An 18723-nucleotide genomic window follows, 5' to 3' on the forward strand; every position below is an offset into this window, starting at 1 on the left:
ATACCCGCAAAGGAATTGCCATGAGGGCTGTTGGACGCCTGTTTCTCTGCAATGCGCTGGCCTGTTTGGTCCTGGTGACCGCCTCGGCATTTCCGGCAGTTGGCGCAGCATCTTCCGAGCGCGAACATCCACGCGCGCGGGATGCCATCGATGACTGGCTTGCCGCCTTCAATGCGGGCAGCCTCGAGGGGTTGCAGGCATTCGCCGACAGATATGCCAAGCAGGAGGGCAGCACGCCCAAGGACTATCTCGAGTTCCGCGAGAGCACGGGCCCGCTGAGCGTTCTGGAAACACTCGAGCGCGCGCCCAGCCAGGCGAAGCTGCTGGTGATGGGCCAGCTGAGCGAACGTGCGATGTGGGTGACGGCAGTCATGGACCCGGCCAACCCGTCGCACGTGAAGCAGTTCCAGATCGAGGGCACTGAAACGCCAGACAAATACAAGCCGGCACGGGTTGCATTGCCTGCGCTGATGGCTGATGCCGCGGCAAGGCTGGAGGCGCTGCGGGCGCAGGACGCGCTGTCGGGTGCATTGCAGGTGGCGCAGAATGGCAAGGTGCTGCTGGACTGGCGCGGTGGCGATGCCGATCGCACCGCTGGCATTCCAGTGGACGTGGATACACAGTTCCGCCTTGCGTCCTCCAACAAGATGTTCACCGCAGTGGCCGTCCTGCAGCTGGTGCAGGACGGCAAGCTCAGTCTCGATGACACGATCGGCAGTCGCCTGCCGGACTATCCGAACAAGGCCGTTGCCAACAGCGTAACCGTTCGCCAGCTGCTGTCACATACCAGTGGCCTGGGCGACTTCTTCGGCGACGATTTCGAACAGTATTCCGCGTCGTTGAAGACGCTGGATGACTACGTGCGGCGCTTTGCCAAGGATGCGCCGCAATTCACGCCAGGCAGCCAGGACAGCTACTCGAACTATGGCTTCATCGTGCTTGGGCGGATCATCGAGGCCGTCTCCGGGCAGTCGTACTACGCCTATGTGGAGCAACACATCCTGCGCCCGGCGGGCATGATGGGCACCGGCTTCGAACCGGAAACAGTGAACGTCCCGCAGCGTGCCGTCGCCTACACGAAGAAGGACGGGCAATGGGTCCGTGAAACGAAGTCGCTGCCCTGGCGCGGCATGTCAGCCGGTGGTGGCTACAGCGCGGTGGGCGACATGGTGAAGTTCGCCGAGGCATTGCGCAGTGGAAAGCTGGTCTCACCTGCATTGCTGCAGCAGGCCACCACGGCGCAGAACCACAAGGGCTGGTATGGATTCGGCTTCGTGGTGCAGGGCAAGGGCAGGGAGCACCAGTACGGCCACGAAGGCGGTGCGCCCGGATCGAACAGTGCCATCGTGGTGATGCCCGCACAGGGCTATGTGATCGTTGGCCTGGCCAATGTCGATCCGGATGCGATCAGCAACGTGGTCAACTACATCGCGCGAAGAGTGCCGTTGTAGCCCCGAGCGACTGTGCTGCAGCGATGTTGACGCTGGGGCAGTTGGCGGACCAGAATCGGGCCATGAGCCGATTCCTTCCCGTGGTGTGTCTGGTCGCCAGCATGGTGCTCCTGCTGCGCGGGGTGCACGTGATACTCAGGGGTGTCCCGGCGATGGCCAGCGAAGGTACCAGTGCTGCGTATGCACAAGGCTACCTGCATGGACAGGCAGCAGCCGGGTGGGTGTTGATTTCCGCTGCGGTAGCCTGTGCACTCATTGCCTGGTACCGGGCGCGCGCCAGGAAGTGAGAGACGGGCGCATCAGCGGGGCACCCGCACCATCTTCGTCATCAAGTGTTCCACCACGCCCGCCGGGTCCGCAGTGCGGCCCACATGCGTGCTCGACATCTGCACAACCGAACTGCGCTTGGCGGTAAGGAAATGGAAGCGCGCTCGCGCGGGCAGCTGCGCGATGGGGCCGGCGCTGGCGTCGCCGCGGCAGATGGCCACGATCGCATCCAGCCACGGCTGCAGCGCCTCCTGGTCCAGCGCCGGCGCGAAGGCGCGCAGGCGCGCAGGATCGATCTCGATGGCCGCCTCCAGATGACGCGCGCCAGGACAGGAGACGATCACCCCGACGTTGATGAATTCCTCGCGTTCCACCCGCGGTACCACGCGGATGACCGCGTAGTCATACGTGTGCAGCGTGGGCACGGATGGCCTCCTGCACGAACACCGCACGCACTTTCAGGCGATGCTTGAGATAGTCGATGTAGCCTTGGCGATAGGCCTGCGGACTGTCGAATGCCGGCTCGTTGACCAGCCAGCTGTCCGGCACCAGGCCGACGATGCGCTCGATCTCGGCATCGGTCAGGCGCGCGGCCAGTTCGGCATCCACCTCGGCGATGCGGCTGGCGAACGACAGCAGCACGTGGTCGCGGATCAGCACGAACGGCTTTTCGCAGGCATCGCCGGCGTTGGCCCAGTCGTGATGGAAGTACATGGCCGCACCGTGATCGATCAGGTACAGCTTTCGATGCCACACCATCAGGTTCGGATTGCGCGTGGTGCGATCGACATTGCTGGTGAGCGCATCGAACCAGACGATGCGCGAGGCCAGATCGGCATCCACCGGCATCGCCGCCGGGTCGTAGTTGATCGCACCGGGCAGGTAGTCCAGGCCCAGGTTCAGGCCCTCGCTGGCACGGATCAGCTCCTGGATTTCCGGGTCCGGTTCGGTGCGGGCGAACTCGCGGTCCAGCTCCACGAACAGGATTTCCGGAATCGGCAGGCCCAGCGTGCGCGCCATTTCGCCGGCGATCAGCTCGGCGATCAGCGCCTTCGGGCCCTGGCCTGCGCCACGGAACTTCAGCACGGCCATGCCGTCGTCGTCGGTCTCGACCACGGCCGGCAGGGAGCCACCTTCCCGCAAGGGAGTGATGTAGCGGAGGGCATGTACGGTGCGCATGGGCGCATTCTAGCGTGGTGCAGGTGCAACCCCCTGATCGGCGAGGACCGAGTTCGGCCTTCACCTGTCCCTTCCGCCTGCGATGGCAGCATCGTGCTCCAGGAACCCTTGGGTTCATGGGCGTACTGGCACTCTTGATGCAGAGGCTTCAGGCCGGGCACCTGCTCGGCTGCCAGCGACGCGCACTGCGAAGCGGAAACCTCATCCACGATGTCCTGCAGGCTACGGAGGTGCACCGATGAGCGACGAATTCACTCCCATGCTGCCGCCCTTGGACGACGCCAAGGTCGAGGAAATGATCGGCAAGGTCGTACTGGTAGGTGTGACCCGCTATGGCGGCGACGGCCAGGTAAAGGGGCTGGAGCAGTATGCCGGCACGGTGCTGCGCATCAGCGCCGACGAGGGCGTGGTGCTGGCCGACGAGAATGATGGCCACGAGCGCTACCTGCCGCCGATGCTGGACCAGTACCAGCCAGCCGAGCCCGGGGAGTACCGCATGCACACCAGTGGCATGATCGTGGTCGACCCCGACTACCTGGCCACCTGGGACCTGCACGCGCAGCAGTAGTGCCAAGCCATGCCTGGCAGGTGCCGGCAGTTCCCCGGCACCTCCCGGAGCTGCACTTTGCCCCATCCGGCCACTAGCCCTTCCGGCCCATTCACGACAACCCCTGCGGTGCTAGATTCGGGTCCATGCCCGATTCCGGGTACCCATTCACACTCCAGGGGATAAGGATGCTGATCCGTCGAACCTCTCTGGCGGCGGCCGTTGCCGTCGCCACCGTCGGCCTGCTGGCCGCTGGCCCGGCGCTTGCCGACTACGCCAAGCCGCCGGAACACCTGCTCAAGGTGCTGAAGGCACCGCCGCCGCCGGCGCCGAACGTGGCCCCGGGCGGCCAGCGCCTGCTGCTGACCACCGCGCAGACCTACCCGTCAATCAGCCGCGTCGCCCAGCCGTACCTGAAGCTGGCCGGCGTGCGCCTGGAGCCGAAGAATCGCAGCCGCCATGACACCCCCGGTGGCTACGGCATTCCGGCCTGCGTGGCCGACTTCACCCTGGTCGATATCGGCAGCGGCAAGGAGACCAAGGTCAACCTGCCGCAGGGCTGCGCCACCGGCGCGCTGTGGTCGGCCGATGGCAGCCACTTCGCCTTCCAGAATGCGGTCGATACCAGCGTGCAGCTGTGGGTGGGCGATGCGGCCACCGGCCAGGTGAAGCAGGTGCCGAACGTGCAGCTGAACCCGATCTTCGGCTACACCGTGCAGTGGCTGGGCGGCAGCCAGAATCTGCTGGTGAAGCTGGTCCCGGCCAATCAGGGCCCGGCGCCGTCCAATGGCGGCGTGCCGACCGGTCCGGACGCGCAGGAGTCGCTGGGCAGCAGCGGCGAAAGCAGCACCTACGAAGCCCGCGACACGCTGACCAGCGTCCATGACGAGAAGCTGTTCGCCTATTACGGTACTTCGCAGCTGGCCGTGGTCGATACCGTCGCCAACCGCGTGCGCCCGGTCGGGCAACCGGCGCTGTTCAATGAAGTCAGCGCCGCGCCCGATGGCGTGCACGTGCTGACCGAATCGATCAAGGCACCGTATTCGCATGCGGTGACCTACCAGCGCTTCGCCAACGACGTGGCCGTGCTGGACATCGCCAGCGGCAAGTCCACGCCGATCGCCAGCCTGCCGTTGGCCGACCGCGTGCCGGTGCACGGCGTACCGGAAGGTCCGCGCGGTTTCGACTGGCGTGCCACCGATCCGGCCACCCTGGTCTATGCCGAAGCGCTGGACAAGGGCGACTGGAAGGTCAACGTGCCGCATCGCGATCGCGTGCTGATGCTGAAGGCGCCGTTCAACGGCAAGCCGACCGAAATCACCCGCACTACGCAGCGCTTTGAAGGTTTTGCGTGGTCCGCCGATCCGTCCGTGGCGTTCCAGTTCGAGAACGACGAGAACCGCCACTGGATGCAGACCCGCATCGTCGATGTGGACCAGCCGAAGAAGGAAGGCCGCCTGCTGTGGGACATGTCCAGCGATGAGCTGTACGGCAACCCCGGCAACCTGGTCTTCACCCGCCTGCCGAATGGCGCGCAGGTCGTGCGCCGTGAGGGCAACCATGTGTTCCTCAGCGGCCGTGGCGCGTCGCCGCAGGGCGACCGTCCGTTCCTGGACCGCCTGGACCTGGGCACGCTGAAGAGCGAGCGCCTGTTTCGCAGCAGTGCCGATGCCTACGAACAGTTCCTCGGTTTCAGCAACACGCCGGGGCGCTACCTGACCTGGCACCAGTCGGTGATCGATCCGCCGAATGCCTTCATTCGGCAGCAGGGTGAGGCGGTGGCCGCCGCGAAGGCCGGCGAGGCGCAGTTCGCGTCCACCACGACCGCGCTGACCAAGCTGGTCGACCCGACCCCGGAAGTGCGCCAGATCAAGAAGCAGCTGGTGACCTACAAGCGCGCCGACGGCGTGGACCTGTCGTTCACCCTGTACACGCCGCCGGGCTACAAGGAGGGCCAGCGCGTGCCGGCGATCCTGTATGCGTACCCGGCCGACTTCGCCAACGCCGCGCAGGCCGGCCAGGTATCCGGTTCGCAGCAGACCTTCACCCGCCTGCAGCCGTACCGCCTGATGCTGCTGGCCGGCTACGCGATCATCGACAACGCCTCGTTCCCGATCGTGGGTGACCCGAAGAACGCCTACGACACCTACCTGGAGCAGCTGGAAGCCGACGCCAAGGCGGCGGTGGACAAGGCCGTGGACATGGGCGTGGTCGACCGCAACCGCATCGGCGTGACCGGTCACAGCCATGGCGGCCTGATGACCGCCAACCTGATTGCGCACACCAAGCTGTTCAAGGCCGGTGTGGCGACCAGCGGTTCGTACAACAAGACCTTCACCCCGTTCGGCTTCCAGAACGAACGCCGCTCGGTCTGGCAGGCGCAGGACGTGTACCTGAAGGCCTCGCCGTTCTTCTATGCCGACAAGATCAAGCTGCCGCTGCTGCTGGTCCACGGCGAGGACGACGCCAACCCGGGCACCGAGCCGTTCCAGTCGCGCAAGCTCTACCAGGCGATCCGCGGCAACGGCGGCACCACCCGCCTGGTGATGCTGCCGAACGAACCGCACTGGTACACCGCATTGGAATCGAACGAGCAGCTGGTGGCGGAAATGCTGAACTGGTTCGACACCTACGTGAAGAACGCCAAGTAGCGTCGAGCCTGCTCGACCGCTTTGCAGAAGGCCGCCTTCGGGCGGCCTTCCTGCATCCTGCTGTAGAGCCGAGCCCACGCTCGGCTATCCGTTGGCCTGTAAACAGTTGCAGGTGCTCTGCAATCAACTGTGGAGACTCGGTAACGACGTGTTACCGGCACATTCGCACGCCGCGCAAATGGTCTAGGCTGAACCTGATAGCTCGTTCCAGGTCGGTGCAATGAAAGCCATCCTTCTTGCTGCAACGTTGTCCTTGGTCCTGGTCTCAACTGCAGGTGCGCAGCCATTGCCCACCGAATTGGCGCAGCTGGGGATCATCGCCGGCATGCCTTACGCCAAGGCCAAGCGCCTGCTGGATGCCGCAGGCTGGCGGGCAAAACCTGCGCAGGGCGCGCCGGAATCGCTGGACGGCTTTCCGGAAGTCGGATGCCAGAAGGATGGAAAGCAATGTGCGACGACCTTCGAAAAGGACGGTCAACAGATCGCGGTGCAGCTGGGCACTACCCTGGCAGGGCAGCCGTTCGTGCAGAGCGCTGACTGAGTACCCGCCCTCACGCCAGCGGTAGGCGGTCCTGCGCGCGCGACAGCCGGTCATGCAGGTCGCGCACATGTTCTGCCTTGGCATGCACCCGGGTGGTATCGCCGAAACTGCGTAGATAAGCGCAGGCCGCGAAGCCGGCGCTCTTCTTTTCGTACTCCGCAATCCAGGCCAGACGGTCCGGGTTGTTGGCCTGTTCGGCGGACCACGCGGCCACCGGCGGGCGGATGCGATAACGCAGGCCGACGCGCCACGGCTTCGGTGTCAGCCGCGCACGGAAGCAGTGCTGCAGTCGGCACATGCGCGCGTACAAGGTGTCGGTGCCCAGTGCCTTGAAGAACGCCTGCAGCTGCTCGTCCTCGGGCGAGAAGGTGGCATGCATCGCCAGCACGCGCAGTCCCGCAGGCGTGCGGTAAGCGCGCAGATGCCAGTCGGGGTGTTGTTCGCTGAAGACTTCCACGCGCCGCAGCGCAAGCCCTTCGGCACCCCCTGCGGCGGCCAGACGCTGCCTGCGGCGCAACAGCAATGCGGCATTGACCAGAACCACCGCCGCTACGCCCAGCACCAGCCCAACCAGCCAGTGCCACAGCAGCGTGCCGGTGACGGCGCCGGCAAGCAGCACGATCGCCGCAACGATGGCCGGCATCACGCAGCCGGCTGGCGGCTGCGCATGGTCGATGTCGGCGAACAGCACGTCCGGGCTGTTGAGGCACAGTGCGCCATAGCTGTTGCGGGTGATGATGACGTCGCCGTCGCGCTGCACGATCTGCTCGCGGATCGGCACGCCCTCCACGCCGTAGTTGCTGCGCACTTCGCGGCGCGGCAGCGCCTGCCCGGCGAGGATGGCATTGAGGGCTTCGTTGGCGCGGCGGTCGGCGTGCACCTGCGCCTCTGCAGGGCCTTCGTCGGACCAGCCGAAGCGGCGCACCACCACCGGCCGGCCACGGAAGCGGGCCTGCAGGCGGGCTTCAGCCCAGTACGCGGGAACGATCATCATCGCGGGGTGCTCCATCTTCCGTGGCAGGTGCCGAATCGAGTCTGGCACAGCGTCGGAGTGCCCGCATCTGCTTGCTGCGGCGGCCGGGCCGGGGTGATAGATTGCGCGCTTCGCCTGCACTCCACCAAGGACGGAGCGATGTCCATGATCCTGCGCGGCCTGTTGGCCCTGGCCTGTGCCGGGGCAGTTGGCATGGCCACGGCGACGGTACCGGCCGGGCCTCAGATTGTCACTGACGATGTCAGTCGCTTCTACGCGCTGTACGACAACGCAGGTGGCAAACCCAGCGTTGCGCAGTTGCGTGGATACATGGCCGAGGGTTCGGCGGGCCTGGCCGAACTGGCGAAGGCGCGCCGGGTCACTCCCGAGCGCATTGCCGAGTCCATCGCCAACCAGCCGGAACTGTATGCGCAGGGACGAAGCTGCCTGGCCGAACTGCCAGCGGTGAAACAACGCCTGACGCAGGTGTTTTCCAACCTGCAGGCGATCTACCCGCAGGCTGCGTTTCCGCCGGTGACCATCGCGGTGGGCCGTGGCCGTCCGGTCGGGCTGACCTCGAAAAGCGGGGTGATCATCGGCCTGGAAGCGCTGTGCGCAGCCGATTTCATGAATCCCAATGTGCAGGACCGCTTCGTGCACGTGATTGCGCACGAGTACGTGCACATCCAGCAGACGGGCCTGACCGACTTCGAGCCGGGCGACCCGCATGCGACGGTGCTGCGTGTTTCGCTGGGGGAGGGCATCGCCGAGTTCATCGCCGAACTGATTTCCGGCAACGTCGGCAACGGGCGCCACGCGGCCTGGACCCGTGGCCGGGAAGTGCATATCGAAAGCGCGTTCGCGCTGGATCTGGACAGCACCGATCTGTCGCCGTGGCTGTACAACTACAAGCCGGGCTCGCAGGAGCCTTACGACCTCGGGTACTGGGTGGGCTACCGCATCGCCAAGGCCTATTACCTGCAGGCCAAGGACAAGCGTAATGCGGTGCGTGCGCTGATCCAGCAGGACAACCCGAAGGCGATCCTCGCTGCCAGCGGCTGGACGCCGGGCATGTGGATGCCGGCGAAAGTCACGGGTGTGGCGGCGCGTACGGCTGCACGCTGAGCACAGGGCGGGGCGTTAGACTGCGGAAGATGATTTCAGGAGTACTCGCATGCGTGGATCTGTTGAGCTTGCCGCTGCCACCGTCGTGACGCTGGGCCTCGCGTTGGCTTTTCCGCTGGGCGCTGCGGAAGCCGTCGCAGTCAATCCGCTGCTGCAGACGCCGATCGACCAGCTGCGCCCCGACGAAATTCGTTTCATGCAGCAGCGCCTGGCCGATTGGCCGCAGCTGCAACGCTATCGTGACGCGAACGCGCGACTGCCTGCGGCAGTGCCGGGCCAGCCACGCGTAGTGTTCTTCGGTGACTCCATCACCGAGGGCTGGGGCAGGGAAGGCAGTGCCGGTTTCTTCCCCGGCAAGGGCTGGCTCAACCGCGGCATCAGTGGCCAGACCACGGCGCAGATGCTGGTGCGTTTCCCGCAGGACGTGCTGGCACTGAAGCCACAGGTGGTGGTGATCCTGGCCGGCACCAACGACATCGCCGGCAACACCGGCCCGTCCACGCAGGCGATGATCGAAGACAACCTGCACGCGATGATGGAGCTGGCCCGTGCACATGGCATCGCCGTGGTGCTGGCCTCCGTGCTGCCGGTGAGCGAGTACCCGTGGATGCCGGGCATCACGCCTGCGCCGAAGGTGCGCGCATTGAACACGGCGTTGAAGCGCTATGCCGAGGCGAAGCAGCTGGTCTATCTGGACTACTACACGCCGATGGCCAATGCGGCTGGTGGCCTCGATCCGCAGCTGGCCGAGGACGGCGTGCATCCCACGGCGAAGGGCTATGCAGTGATGGCGCCGTTGGCCGAAGCGGCGGTCAAGCGCGCGCTGCAGCAGAAGTAGCTCCCGCGGGCAGACTCGCCAGCAGCCACTCGCAGAAACTGATCACCAGCGGATCGGCCGCGCTGTCCTGGTGCACCAGCCAGCTCCAGCGCGGGCCGCGCACGCGCGCCTCATCCAGCGGTAGCAGCAGGCCTTGATCGCAGGCGCGGGCCGCCAGCAGCTCGCTGACCAGCGCGATGCCCAGCCCTTGGCATGCGGCATCCAGCAGCTGCCCGGGCTCGGAGAAATTCATGCCCTCGCGGCGCTGGCCGACATCGGCGCCGCCCTGCACCTGCCATTGGCTCCAATCCATTTCGCGCTCGCCATGTAGGGTCAGTCGTTCGTGCACCGGTGTGGCGAGCAGGGCCGGATGGCAGGCCGGATAGAGGCGGTCCTGCAGCAGCACGCGGTGCTGGCACTGCGCCTGTGAGTCGAGGTCATCGCGTACCGCTACGTCCAGCGTCTGCGTGGTCATGTCCGGCGCGTCCTCGCTGGTCAGCAGCCACAGGTCGGCACCGGGATGCAGGCGATGGAACCCGGCCAGGCGTGGCACCAGCCAATGGCGCGCAAAGGCCGGGCTGGTGTTGACGATCAGTTGATTCGGCTTGCGGTACTGATCGAGCCGGCGGATGCCACTGGCCAGCTGCCGCAGCAGGGACTGGGTGGTTTCCAGCAGGTCGATGCCGGCGTCGGTGAGGGTGACGCTGCGGCCCTGCCGGAAGAACAACGGCTGCTGCAGCGAGGCTTCCAGGCCCCGGATCTGCTGGCTGATGGCCGACTGGGTCAGATGCAGTTCCTCGGCGGCCCTGTGGAAACTACCCAGGCGGGCGGCGGCCTCGAAACCACGCAACGCGTTCAGCGGTGGCCAATGCTTGAGCATTTCAGGTAAGTAAAACTGTTCAATTGATGGCTGAATCTATCGTTTGTTCTTATGGATGGGCAAGCGCAGCATAGCTTCCATCCCACACCGGCCCTGGAGCCCGTCATGAGCAGCCGTCGTCACTTCCTCACCCAGCTGGCGGGCGCCGCCGGTCTTGGCGGCCTGGCCGCCCTCGGTCTGGCGGGGCTGCCGGCTCGCGTATCCGCAGCGGGGCCAGCTGCGGGCGCCTGGCGCATGCCGGACGAGCACGGGCCGCAGGAACGTGTCTTTCTGGCCTTCGCCGCGCAACCGCGGGTGTGGGGCGCGCAGGCCGATGCGGTGAACACCGCCGTGGCACGGCTGGCCCGCACCATCGCCCGCCACCAGCCGGTCAGCGTGCTGTGCCGCCCGGAGCAGCTGAAGCAGGCGCAGGACCGCTGCGGCCGCGACAACATCGAGTTCCTCGAGGTGCCGCTGGATGACATATGGGTGCGCGACTACGGCGGATGCTTCGTCACCAATGACCGGGGCGGGCTGGGGCTGGTCGACTTCAACTTCAACGGTTGGGGAGGCAAGCAGAGCGCACGCAACGATGGCGCGGTGGCGCCCTGGCTGGCACAGGTGACCGGCGCGACGCTGCTGGAAAGCGATCTGGTGGGCGAGGGCGGTGGCATCGAAGTCGATGGCCATGGCACCGCCATCCTCACCGAAAGCTGCTGGGTGAACCGCAACCGTAATCCGGACTGGTCGCGCGCGGAGATCGAGGCCGAGCTGAAGCATCACCTGGGCCTGCGCAAGGTGATCTGGCTGCCCGGCATCGCCGGCGAGGACATCACCGACGCGCATGTGGATTTCTATGCGCGCTTCGTGCGCCCGGGTGTAGTGATTGCCAACCTGGACAATGATCCGGAGTCCTACGACTACGACCTGACCCGCGAACATCTACAGATCCTGCGCGAGGCCACCGATGCCGATGGCCGTCGCCTGCAGGTGCATACGCTGCCGCCGCCGCTGGACGGGCGCGACAACGTGCATACCCGCGAGAACGACGATCTGGCGACGGGCTATATCAACTACCTGCCGATCAACGGCGCGGTGGTCGCGCCGCAGTTCGGTGACGACGCAGCCGATGGCTACTGCCGTGAACTGCTGGAGGACCTGTATCCCGGCCGCGTGATCGAACAGGTGGATATCGATGCGATCGCCGGCGGCGGAGGTGGCATCCATTGCGTGACCAAGAACATGCCGAAGGTAGGGTGACGTGCCTCAGGCATCGTCCAGCTTCAACGCGGCATCGGCCGCCAGCAACGCCTCGGCGGCTGCACTGAGCGACGGCGACGGTGGGGCGACCACGCCGATCGCTTCCATCATCTTCGGCATGCTCAGGAACTGGCGCGCGCGACGGTCGTAGATGCCGGTGACCAGCAGCGCACGGGTGGCGATCTTCTGCTCGGGCCCGATCAGCACGCGCTGCTCCATGATGCCGCGCGAGCCGACCCAGCCCACCAGGCGCGTTTCCAGGGTGAAGCGCTGGAACGGCTTGAGTTCGCGGCGGAACTGGATGGTGCCGGCACCGACGATCGGTGCCCACTTCTCGCGCAGCGCCACCCGGCCCAGGCCCATGCGCAGGATCAGGTCCAGCCGGCCCAGATCGAAGATGTTCCAGTAGCGGCCGTTGGTCATGTGCAGGTTGCTGTCCAGGTCGTTGGGCAGCACACGGAACTGCAGGCGCGAGACCCCGAACGGGGCCTCCAGCTTTGGCCGGAACAGGCTGCAAAGCAGCAGATGGAGCAGGCGGAACCAGAGATTCATGGCTATGACGACTGTTATAGAACGGCCGGTACGCTAATCTATGACGACTGTCTTAGCAAGGCGATCGCCGTGAGCCCACGACCCTCTGATGCCCCGCAACGGGTGATTGATGCCGCAGCACAGATGCTGGCGCGGGTAGGCCTCAATGCCACCAGCATTCGTGAGGTGACCAAGCTGGCCGAGGCGCCGCTGGGCTCCACCTACCACCATTTTCCCGGCGGCAAGCAGGAGCTGCTGGCGCGTGCCACCCACATGGCTGGCGACAAGGTGGAAGCGCTGCTGGTGGAGCTGCTGAAGGGCGGGGCGGTGCAGGGCCTGCAGCAGTTCCTGGCAATGTGGCGCGAGCGCCTGCTGCGCTCCGGGTTCCGGGCGGGCTGCCCGGTACTGGCCGCTGCCGTGGAGGAGCCGGTGGAGGCAGTGCCGAGCCAGCCCCGTGCAGCAGCTGCTGAAGTGTTCGCACGTTGGCAGGCCCATCTGGCCGCAGCGTTCATCGCCGACGGCCACGATCCGGTCGCCGCGGGTGGGCTGGCCAATCTGGTGATTGCCAGTGTGGAAGGTGCGGTGGCGATGTGCCGCGCACTGCAGGACATCGCCCCGTTCGACCAGGTGGCCGCGCAGTTGCTGAAGGCCGCCGCGCCTCCTTGATACGGCTGCACGGTCGCGGGAGACTCGGCGCAGGCCCTGACTGGACGCCGCCGTGGACGAATCGCACTGCCGCCATCTGATCGAGCACTACCTGCAGGCCTACAACCGCTTCGACATCGACGCCATGCTGGCGGTGCTGGCGCATGACGTGCGTTTCGAGAACCACAGCGGTGGCCAGCTGACGATGGTCACCGAAGGCATCGATGCCTTCGGCGAACTGGCACGGCAATCGGCGCCGTTGTTCCGCGAGCGCGAGCAGCGGTTGCTGGAGCTGATCTTCAAGGATGGCGTGGTGCTGGCCAGCATCGGCTGGCGTGGCGTGTTCGCGCAGGACATTCCCGATGGTCCCGGCGCGGGTACGGAACTGGCACTGCAGGGCCACAGCGAGTTCGCTTTTGAGGACGGTCGCATCGTGCGGATCGTCGACCGCAGTTGATGATCAATGGCCTCGGCCCGTCGCCTGGACAGAGGCCCCGGCCGCGGTAGAATCCGCGCAACACCACCCGCGCGTGCCCGGCAAGGATGTCCGCATGCTGTATCAGGTTCTTGAGCTTCCACGCTCCACGATCCGCGGCACCCGGTGGCGCCGATGAAACGCACCCATTTCTTTGCGCGGAACCCGCTGAAGTTGCCGGTGAACCCCGCCGGTGAGCTTGTGCGCGCACGGCAACACCTGCGGGAACGCGGCTGGCCACGCCTGCAGATGACGCTGATCGTGGCCCTGACCGGTGCGGCCGGTTTCCTTGCCTCGCACCTGCTGCGTCTGGCCGGTATCGACGCGATGCTGCTTCGCTACCCGATGGCCGTATTGCTGGCCTATGGCGTGTTCCTGCTGCTGATGTGGATCTGGATCCGCTGGCGCTGGGACAACGTGCTGGATGGCCTGTCGCCGGATGTGGGCAGTGGCAGCCCTTCGCCTCGCGGAAGTGCCGTGGAATCACCGTGGGGCGGCGTCGGTGGCCGTTCTGGAGGTGGCGGCGCGTCAGCTTCGTGGAATGAGTCGGCGCAGGCCGGCGGCGGCGATGCCGGTGAGCTGCCGTTGACCGGCCTGGCCGAAGACGAAGCAGGCCTGCCGTTGCTGGCGATCCCCGGCATCGTCGCGCTGGTGGCGTCCGTCCTGCTGGCGAGCGTGTGGGTGGTGTGGTCGGCACCGGTGCTGATGGCCGAATTGCTGGTGGACGCGGCCATCGCCAGTGGCCTGTACCGGCGCATGCAGGGCATGCACGAGCAGGGGTGGTGGCGGGTATGCGTGACGCACACGATCTGGCCGCTGCTCGGCCTGCTGCTGTTCTTCGTGGTGCTGGGCGGGCTCGCGCAGGAACTCGCGCCAGATGCGACCCATCTGCTGCAGGTCATTCAAGCGCTGTAGCGTCACGTCCCCGGCCGATATCCCAACCTGCTTCATTTCTTCCAGGAACTTCATGCGACAGCGCATTGCACGGAAACGCGTCCTGGCCACAACGGTCGTTCTATCGATGGTTGCAGTCGTAGCGCTGATCGTCAGCGTGCGCTCGCAATGGGGGCAGGCAGTCGGCCCGCCTCCGATCAATCTGGGAACGGCACGGATGCAGGCCGAAGTGATGGCAGAGCTCATCGACCTGCGACCGACACCACCAGGGAAGCCGCCGGAACCACCGATTCCAATCAAGGGAATCTTCTCCCCGATGCTGACCGGTAACAGTGGATCCGCGACCGCGGCAGTGCCGCTGGAAGATGTCGCGCCAGCACACTTCGAGCCGCGCGGCTGGGAGCCCGACATGCCATTTGCCGTGATGGAATGGACTGCGCCTACCTGTGGCGAAGGAGACCCCGCCCCTGTCTGCCAGGTTCGTCACAGCGTCGTGGAATGGCGTGATGATGACAGTGCGGCGTCCATTCAGCTGCAGCAGCATCTGGAGTCGATGCTGCAGGTTGCGAACCGCCGGGCTGTACGCGTACCCGACCTTGCGTTTGAGCTTGCGCATGTGCGAGCGCAACGGATGACGTGGGACGAGCTTCAGCAACGGCGTGCGCGTGGCATCGAGGGATGCACGGGTGGCCCGGGCAATCCCGATCTGGGCGTTGTCTATCTGCAGCGTCCTGTGTTCAGCCAGGAGGGGAACTGGGCAATGGCATCGGTCGCCTCGGATCTGTGCAGTGGAGGAACGGCGATGCGCGTCCTCTACCTTCTGCACCGCAGGAAGAGCGGATGGGAGCGTATTCGAGTGGAGCCTGTCCGCCATATGAGCGTTGGACACGGCCTGTGGCCCGCGTTGGCGGAGTCGTGATGACAGATACTCGTTCAAGCCAGACCGTGACTGCCAACAACGGATCACCTGGCGACGCATTGCATCGCTGGCGGCGGCGCTGTCGGCTTTGGCTCTCATGGCCGGGATCTGCAGCCTGCGCCCGAGGTGGCAGCAGGAGATCGGTCGGCTACCGATCAACCTGGGAACAGCGCAGATGCAGGCGGAGGCGATGGCGCTGGCGATCCGGCAGAGCGCCCCCCATTCCCCCCTCCACCCCCGCCAGTGCCGCAGCCAACGCCAGTTCTGCCATCGTCGCTGAGCGAGGTGCCCAGCGCACCGCAGACACCGTTCACGCGCGTTGATCAATGGCGCCCGCAGGAACAGCCGCAGTTGACCGACCCGGTGGGGGAGGACATCTACGTGATGGAGCAGACCTTGCCCTATTGCTGGCCGGGCAGCAGTGCCTCCATCTGCCAGGAGGTGGACGATCTGGTCCTGCCGCTGGACGATTGGTGGCCGCCGGACATCCATGCGCTGCGGTTGCAGCTGCAGGCGGACCTGGTTCCCGCCAATCGCCGGTCCACGCCAGTGCCTGCGGCCGCATTGGCCGGTGCGCAGCGGATGGACGGCGCGGGGCTTCGAGCGCTGCGGGAGCAGGGGTGCGGGGCAACGGTGCATGGGCCGACTCGGACATACGACCACGTCGCCTATCTGACCCGGCCTGTTTTCAGCGTCGATGGGCAGTGGGCTATGATTGCGGTCGCCTGGGATTCGTGTTCCGACGATTTCGTCTACCGGGAGCTTGTCGTGCTGCATCGGGAACAAGGACGCTGGATGGCCGAACCCCCGGAACGGGGTCTGGGCGGCGTATGGGACGGCCGCATACTGCGGCCCTGGACGTACAACCACTGACGAGGAAGAGCGCATGGATGTCGCTGCACGCAAGAACAGGACGTTGTTTCGTTGGATCATGGTGACGCTGCTGGCGGTGTTGTTGCCGTTTGCAGCGCTGGCGCAGCCCGCAGCCGGGCAGGCCGATGGCGCCGAAGCCGCCACTGCCACGGAAGAGGCCCAATGCCGCGCCTGCAGCTATGAGCGTATCGGGCCCAAGGTCGATATCGGACTGGTTGCACTGGTATCGCTGCTGGTGGTGGGTCTGCTGATCGCAGCGTCGCGGGAATGGGGCACCACGTCGCAGCGCTGGACCTGCCGCACGCTGGCTCTGCTGCTGGTGGGCATCGGCCTGGCGTTGCTGTGGTGGGCTGGCAGCGTCGTCTACCTGGGCTACAACCCGTGGCAGGACATGGCCCCCCCCGGCGATGGTTCGCTTACCTCGACACTGCTCAACACCTCACCGAAGTGGCTGGCGGCGCTGGTGTTGATTGGTTTCGCGCCTTCCATCTGGAAGCGTAGCGAACGCCTGCCGGCCTGGCGTATCGGCTGACCCTGGAACGACGGCGCCGGGTCAGACCCGGCGCCGCCTGCGGCCATCAGTCAAAGCGCCAGCGCACGCCCGCATAGACGCCACGGCCTTCGCCTGGCGTCGAGCGCGCGACATCCTTGCCGGCGTCGTCGTAGCCCGGCGTGACCGTGGCGGCGTAGTGGCGGTTGCCGATGTTGCGCATCTCCGCCCACGCCTGCCAGCGGCCACCGGGTGCGTCGTAGCCGATGCGGCTGCCGAAGATCGCATGGCTGTCGGCCCAGTAGCTGTTGGCGTAGTCCACCGCGATGCGCGAGGCGTATTCGGTGTTCAGCGCGGCGTACAGGCCGGAGGCATGATCGAAGCGCAGCTCGGCCTGGTAGCTGTGGCGCGGCAGGCCGGGCAGGCGGTTGCTGCCGAAGCGTGCATCGTGGCGATAACGGAAATCACTGAAGGTGTACGCCTGGCGCAACGACAGGCGCCCCGGCGCGGCCTGCCACAGTGTGCTGTCCAATCCGGCTTCGATGCCACGGTGCACGGTGGGGCTGGCGTTGTTCTCGGCGATGAAAAGGTTCGGCACCGGTTGCAGTTCGACACTGAGCAGTTCGTGGTTCACGTGTGCGTAGTAGCCGGTCAGTTCCCAGCGACCCGGCGCCGCGTCACCGCGCGCGCCCAGTTCCAGCGTGGTGGCGGTCTGGTTCTGCATCGGCACCGGCGCGCGCTGGCGGCCGGTAGACGGGCCATTGCCCGGCCCGAAGTACTGGTTCGAGCCCCAGATCATCGACCACGGGTGCGGCGCCTCCACCGAACGGCTGAGGTTGCCGAACCACTGCGTCTGCGCGCTGTGCTGCCAGGTGAAGCCCAGTCGCGGCGCGTAATCCCAGTCGTGGTCGCGCAGGCGGCCGCCGCTGCTCGGCCAGGTCACCTGCACGTCGCGGCGGGTGCTGATCAGTGCCAGCCCGGTCTGCATGCGCAGGCGGTCGTTGAAGGTGAGGGTATTGCCGACGTGCAGCGTACTGTCGGTGCCGTGGTGGCGGAAGTCACGCGTGCGCGTACCGGCGGCATAGCCGTTGCTGGCAAAGCGCAGCGACTCGCGCACGTCGGCGTCCAGATCGTGGGTGACGCGCAGACCGACCGTGGTTTCACTGTCCAGGCCGAACAGCCGGTGGCGGCGGCGGTAGTCCAGCGTGGCGTTGAGGTTGGCGTAGTCCAGCTGCTGCCGGTACAGGCTCTCGTTCAAGTCCATCGGGTACGTGTGGTAGACCAGCCCGGCCTGCAGCGAGGAGTCCTCATCGATCTGCAGCGTGGTGACATTGCCCACCCAGGTGCTGCCCGGCTGCGGGCGGCGCGCATCAATGGCCAGGTTGGACGCATTCGCGGCGTGCGGATCGTTGCGGATCTGATCGCGGGTCAGGCGGCCGGGCGTTTCATGATTGGTTTCGCGGTAGCGCACGAAGAAGCGCGTCTGCAGATCGGGGGTGATCTGCCAGCCGATGTTGGCCATCGCGCCCTTGCCGTCGCCGCGCGCATGGCGCTGATAGCCATCGAACTCGGTATCGGTATAGGCCAGGAAGTAATCGACATCGCCATTGACGCCGCCCCAGCTGATGCCGTGCTTCTGGTAGCCACGGCTACCGGCTTCGTAGTGCAGTTGCACGCCCGCCGAATCACGGCCGCTGCGGCTTACATAGTCGATGGCACCGCCCAGCGCCAGCGCGCCACGCTCGAAGCCGTTGGCGCCGCGCAGCACTTCGACGCGCGACAGCCACAGCGGTTCCAGCAGCTCGTAGGGCGTGCCACCCGGGCCGGTCAGCGGCAGCCCGTCGATCGACACCGCAATGCCTGAGGCATGCGCGCCGGGGCCCCGGTTGATGCCCGAGCCCCGGATCGAGATCTTGGTGCCCTCGTTGCCCGGCGACTGCGCGCTGATGCCCGGTTGGTAGGCCAGCACATCGGCATTGCTGGACAGCCGGCTGTGGGCCTTGGCCACGTCGATGACGTTGCTGGCGCCGGGTACACGCTTCAGTGCCTCGCGCGCCTGGGCACTGGCATCAGCGGCAGCGGTGACCTGCACGGCATCCAGCGTGGTGGCCTGTGGGGCCGCAGCGGCGGTGGAAGCTAGGCCGAGGGAAACGGCCAGGAACAGCAGTGATCGGGTGGGGCGGTACGACGAGAGCGACATGCGGGAATGCTGTAAACCACGAAAGT

General features: G+C 66.2%; 20 protein-coding genes. 14 read left to right on the top strand and 6 right to left on the bottom strand.

Translation table 11 applies throughout. From position 1 onward, the window contains the following. Window positions 1-20 precede the first annotated feature (20 nt). Together AC5P8D_RS01620 and AC5P8D_RS01625 are read left to right on the top strand one after the other, a co-directional pair. Window positions 21-1451 (top strand): serine hydrolase domain-containing protein, encoded by a 1431-nt coding sequence (locus AC5P8D_RS01620; protein WP_228354658.1) that lies wholly within the window; start codon window positions 21-23, stop codon window positions 1449-1451. Window positions 1452-1513: 62 nt separating this feature from the next. Next, window positions 1514-1738: a hypothetical protein gene (locus AC5P8D_RS01625; RefSeq protein WP_138984362.1), complete on the top strand. Its 225-nt coding sequence runs from the start codon at window positions 1514-1516 to the stop codon at window positions 1736-1738. A 12-nt stretch (window positions 1739-1750) separates the two neighbouring features. Here AC5P8D_RS01625 and AC5P8D_RS01630 read toward each other — a convergent pair whose 3' ends face one another. Then, on the bottom strand, window positions 1751-2143 hold the full coding sequence (locus AC5P8D_RS01630) for a DUF3037 domain-containing protein (RefSeq protein WP_019337307.1): 393 nt from the start codon (window positions 2141-2143) through the stop codon (window positions 1751-1753). Beyond that, on the bottom strand, window positions 2121-2897 hold the full coding sequence (locus tag AC5P8D_RS01635; RefSeq protein WP_043398508.1) for a HipA family kinase: 777 nt from the start codon (window positions 2895-2897) through the stop codon (window positions 2121-2123). Before AC5P8D_RS01635 ends, AC5P8D_RS01630 begins: the two co-directional genes overlap by 23 nt. Before the next feature lie 238 nt (window positions 2898-3135). Between AC5P8D_RS01635 and AC5P8D_RS01640 the strand changes: the two genes are divergently transcribed. The 3 genes from AC5P8D_RS01640 (at window position 3136) to AC5P8D_RS01650 (ending at window position 6636) form a co-directional block, all read left to right on the top strand. After that, window positions 3136-3465 carry a hypothetical protein gene (locus AC5P8D_RS01640; protein WP_010480503.1) on the top strand — a complete coding sequence of 110 codons (330 nt, stop codon included), beginning with the start codon at window positions 3136-3138 and terminating at the stop codon, window positions 3463-3465. Between the two features lie 167 nt (window positions 3466-3632). Continuing rightward, entirely contained in the window at window positions 3633-6095 is a 2463-nt protein-coding gene (locus AC5P8D_RS01645) for a S9 family peptidase (RefSeq protein ID WP_495203014.1), read from the top strand. Window positions 6096-6315: 220 nt separating this feature from the next. Then, window positions 6316-6636: a hypothetical protein gene (locus AC5P8D_RS01650; protein ID WP_159360352.1), complete on the top strand. Its 321-nt coding sequence runs from the start codon at window positions 6316-6318 to the stop codon at window positions 6634-6636. A gap of 10 nt (window positions 6637-6646) precedes the next feature. On the opposite strand, the gene AC5P8D_RS01655 is transcribed toward AC5P8D_RS01650, so the two are convergent. Further along, on the bottom strand, window positions 6647-7630 hold the full coding sequence (locus AC5P8D_RS01655; RefSeq protein ID WP_224328297.1) for a hypothetical protein: 984 nt from the start codon (window positions 7628-7630) through the stop codon (window positions 6647-6649). A 138-nt stretch (window positions 7631-7768) separates the two neighbouring features. Here AC5P8D_RS01655 and AC5P8D_RS01660 point away from each other — a divergent pair, with 138 nt between their 5' ends. After that, window positions 7769-8734: a DUF2268 domain-containing putative Zn-dependent protease gene (locus tag AC5P8D_RS01660; RefSeq protein ID WP_478413737.1), complete on the top strand. Its 966-nt coding sequence runs from the start codon at window positions 7769-7771 to the stop codon at window positions 8732-8734. Between the two features lie 49 nt (window positions 8735-8783). Continuing rightward, entirely contained in the window at window positions 8784-9572 is a 789-nt protein-coding gene (locus tag AC5P8D_RS01665) for an SGNH/GDSL hydrolase family protein (protein ID WP_312250059.1), read from the top strand. Here AC5P8D_RS01665 and AC5P8D_RS01670 read toward each other — a convergent pair. Next, window positions 9547-10431 (bottom strand): LysR family transcriptional regulator, encoded by an 885-nt coding sequence (locus AC5P8D_RS01670; RefSeq protein ID WP_043398538.1) that lies wholly within the window; start codon window positions 10429-10431, stop codon window positions 9547-9549. The genes AC5P8D_RS01665 and AC5P8D_RS01670 overlap by 26 nt on opposite strands. A 105-nt stretch (window positions 10432-10536) precedes the next feature. On the opposite strand from AC5P8D_RS01670, the gene AC5P8D_RS01675 reads away from it, so the two are divergent. Beyond that, the gene (locus AC5P8D_RS01675) at window positions 10537-11670 is read left to right on the top strand and encodes an agmatine deiminase family protein (protein WP_495203015.1); all 1134 of its coding nucleotides are present in this window, start codon (window positions 10537-10539) and stop codon (window positions 11668-11670) included. A gap of 6 nt (window positions 11671-11676) precedes the next feature. Here the strand turns inward: AC5P8D_RS01675 and AC5P8D_RS01680 are convergent, their stop codons facing one another. Further along, the gene (locus tag AC5P8D_RS01680) at window positions 11677-12222 is read right to left on the bottom strand and encodes a thioesterase family protein (protein WP_057503324.1); all 546 of its coding nucleotides are present in this window, start codon (window positions 12220-12222) and stop codon (window positions 11677-11679) included. A gap of 69 nt (window positions 12223-12291) precedes the next feature. Between AC5P8D_RS01680 and AC5P8D_RS01685 the strand changes: the two genes are divergently transcribed. The 6 genes from AC5P8D_RS01685 (at window position 12292) to AC5P8D_RS01710 (ending at window position 16539) form a co-directional block, all read left to right on the top strand. After that, window positions 12292-12867: a TetR/AcrR family transcriptional regulator gene (locus tag AC5P8D_RS01685; RefSeq protein WP_043398545.1), complete on the top strand. Its 576-nt coding sequence runs from the start codon at window positions 12292-12294 to the stop codon at window positions 12865-12867. A 52-nt stretch (window positions 12868-12919) separates the two neighbouring features. After that, complete coding sequence (locus AC5P8D_RS01690; protein WP_043398547.1) at window positions 12920-13303, top strand: nuclear transport factor 2 family protein; 384 nt, start codon at window positions 12920-12922, stop codon at window positions 13301-13303. 153 nt (window positions 13304-13456) lie between these two features. Continuing rightward, complete coding sequence (locus AC5P8D_RS01695; RefSeq protein WP_495203016.1) at window positions 13457-14236, top strand: hypothetical protein; 780 nt, start codon at window positions 13457-13459, stop codon at window positions 14234-14236. 52 nt (window positions 14237-14288) lie between these two features. Beyond that, complete coding sequence (locus AC5P8D_RS01700) at window positions 14289-15134, top strand: energy transducer TonB (RefSeq protein ID WP_495203017.1); 846 nt, start codon at window positions 14289-14291, stop codon at window positions 15132-15134. Between the two features lie 351 nt (window positions 15135-15485). Beyond that, window positions 15486-16007: a hypothetical protein gene (locus AC5P8D_RS01705; RefSeq protein ID WP_010480528.1), complete on the top strand. Its 522-nt coding sequence runs from the start codon at window positions 15486-15488 to the stop codon at window positions 16005-16007. Window positions 16008-16020: 13 nt separating this feature from the next. After that, window positions 16021-16539, top strand: coding sequence for a hypothetical protein (locus AC5P8D_RS01710; RefSeq protein ID WP_010480529.1), 519 nt, complete (start codon window positions 16021-16023; stop codon window positions 16537-16539). Between the two features lie 46 nt (window positions 16540-16585). Here AC5P8D_RS01710 and AC5P8D_RS01715 read toward each other — a convergent pair whose 3' ends face one another. After that, window positions 16586-18697, bottom strand: coding sequence for a TonB-dependent receptor family protein (locus AC5P8D_RS01715; RefSeq protein ID WP_495203018.1), 2112 nt, complete (start codon window positions 18695-18697; stop codon window positions 16586-16588). Window positions 18698-18723 lie beyond the last annotated feature (26 nt).

It is taken from the genome of Stenotrophomonas sp. YJH_SMC_101-4 (assembly GCF_059370395.1).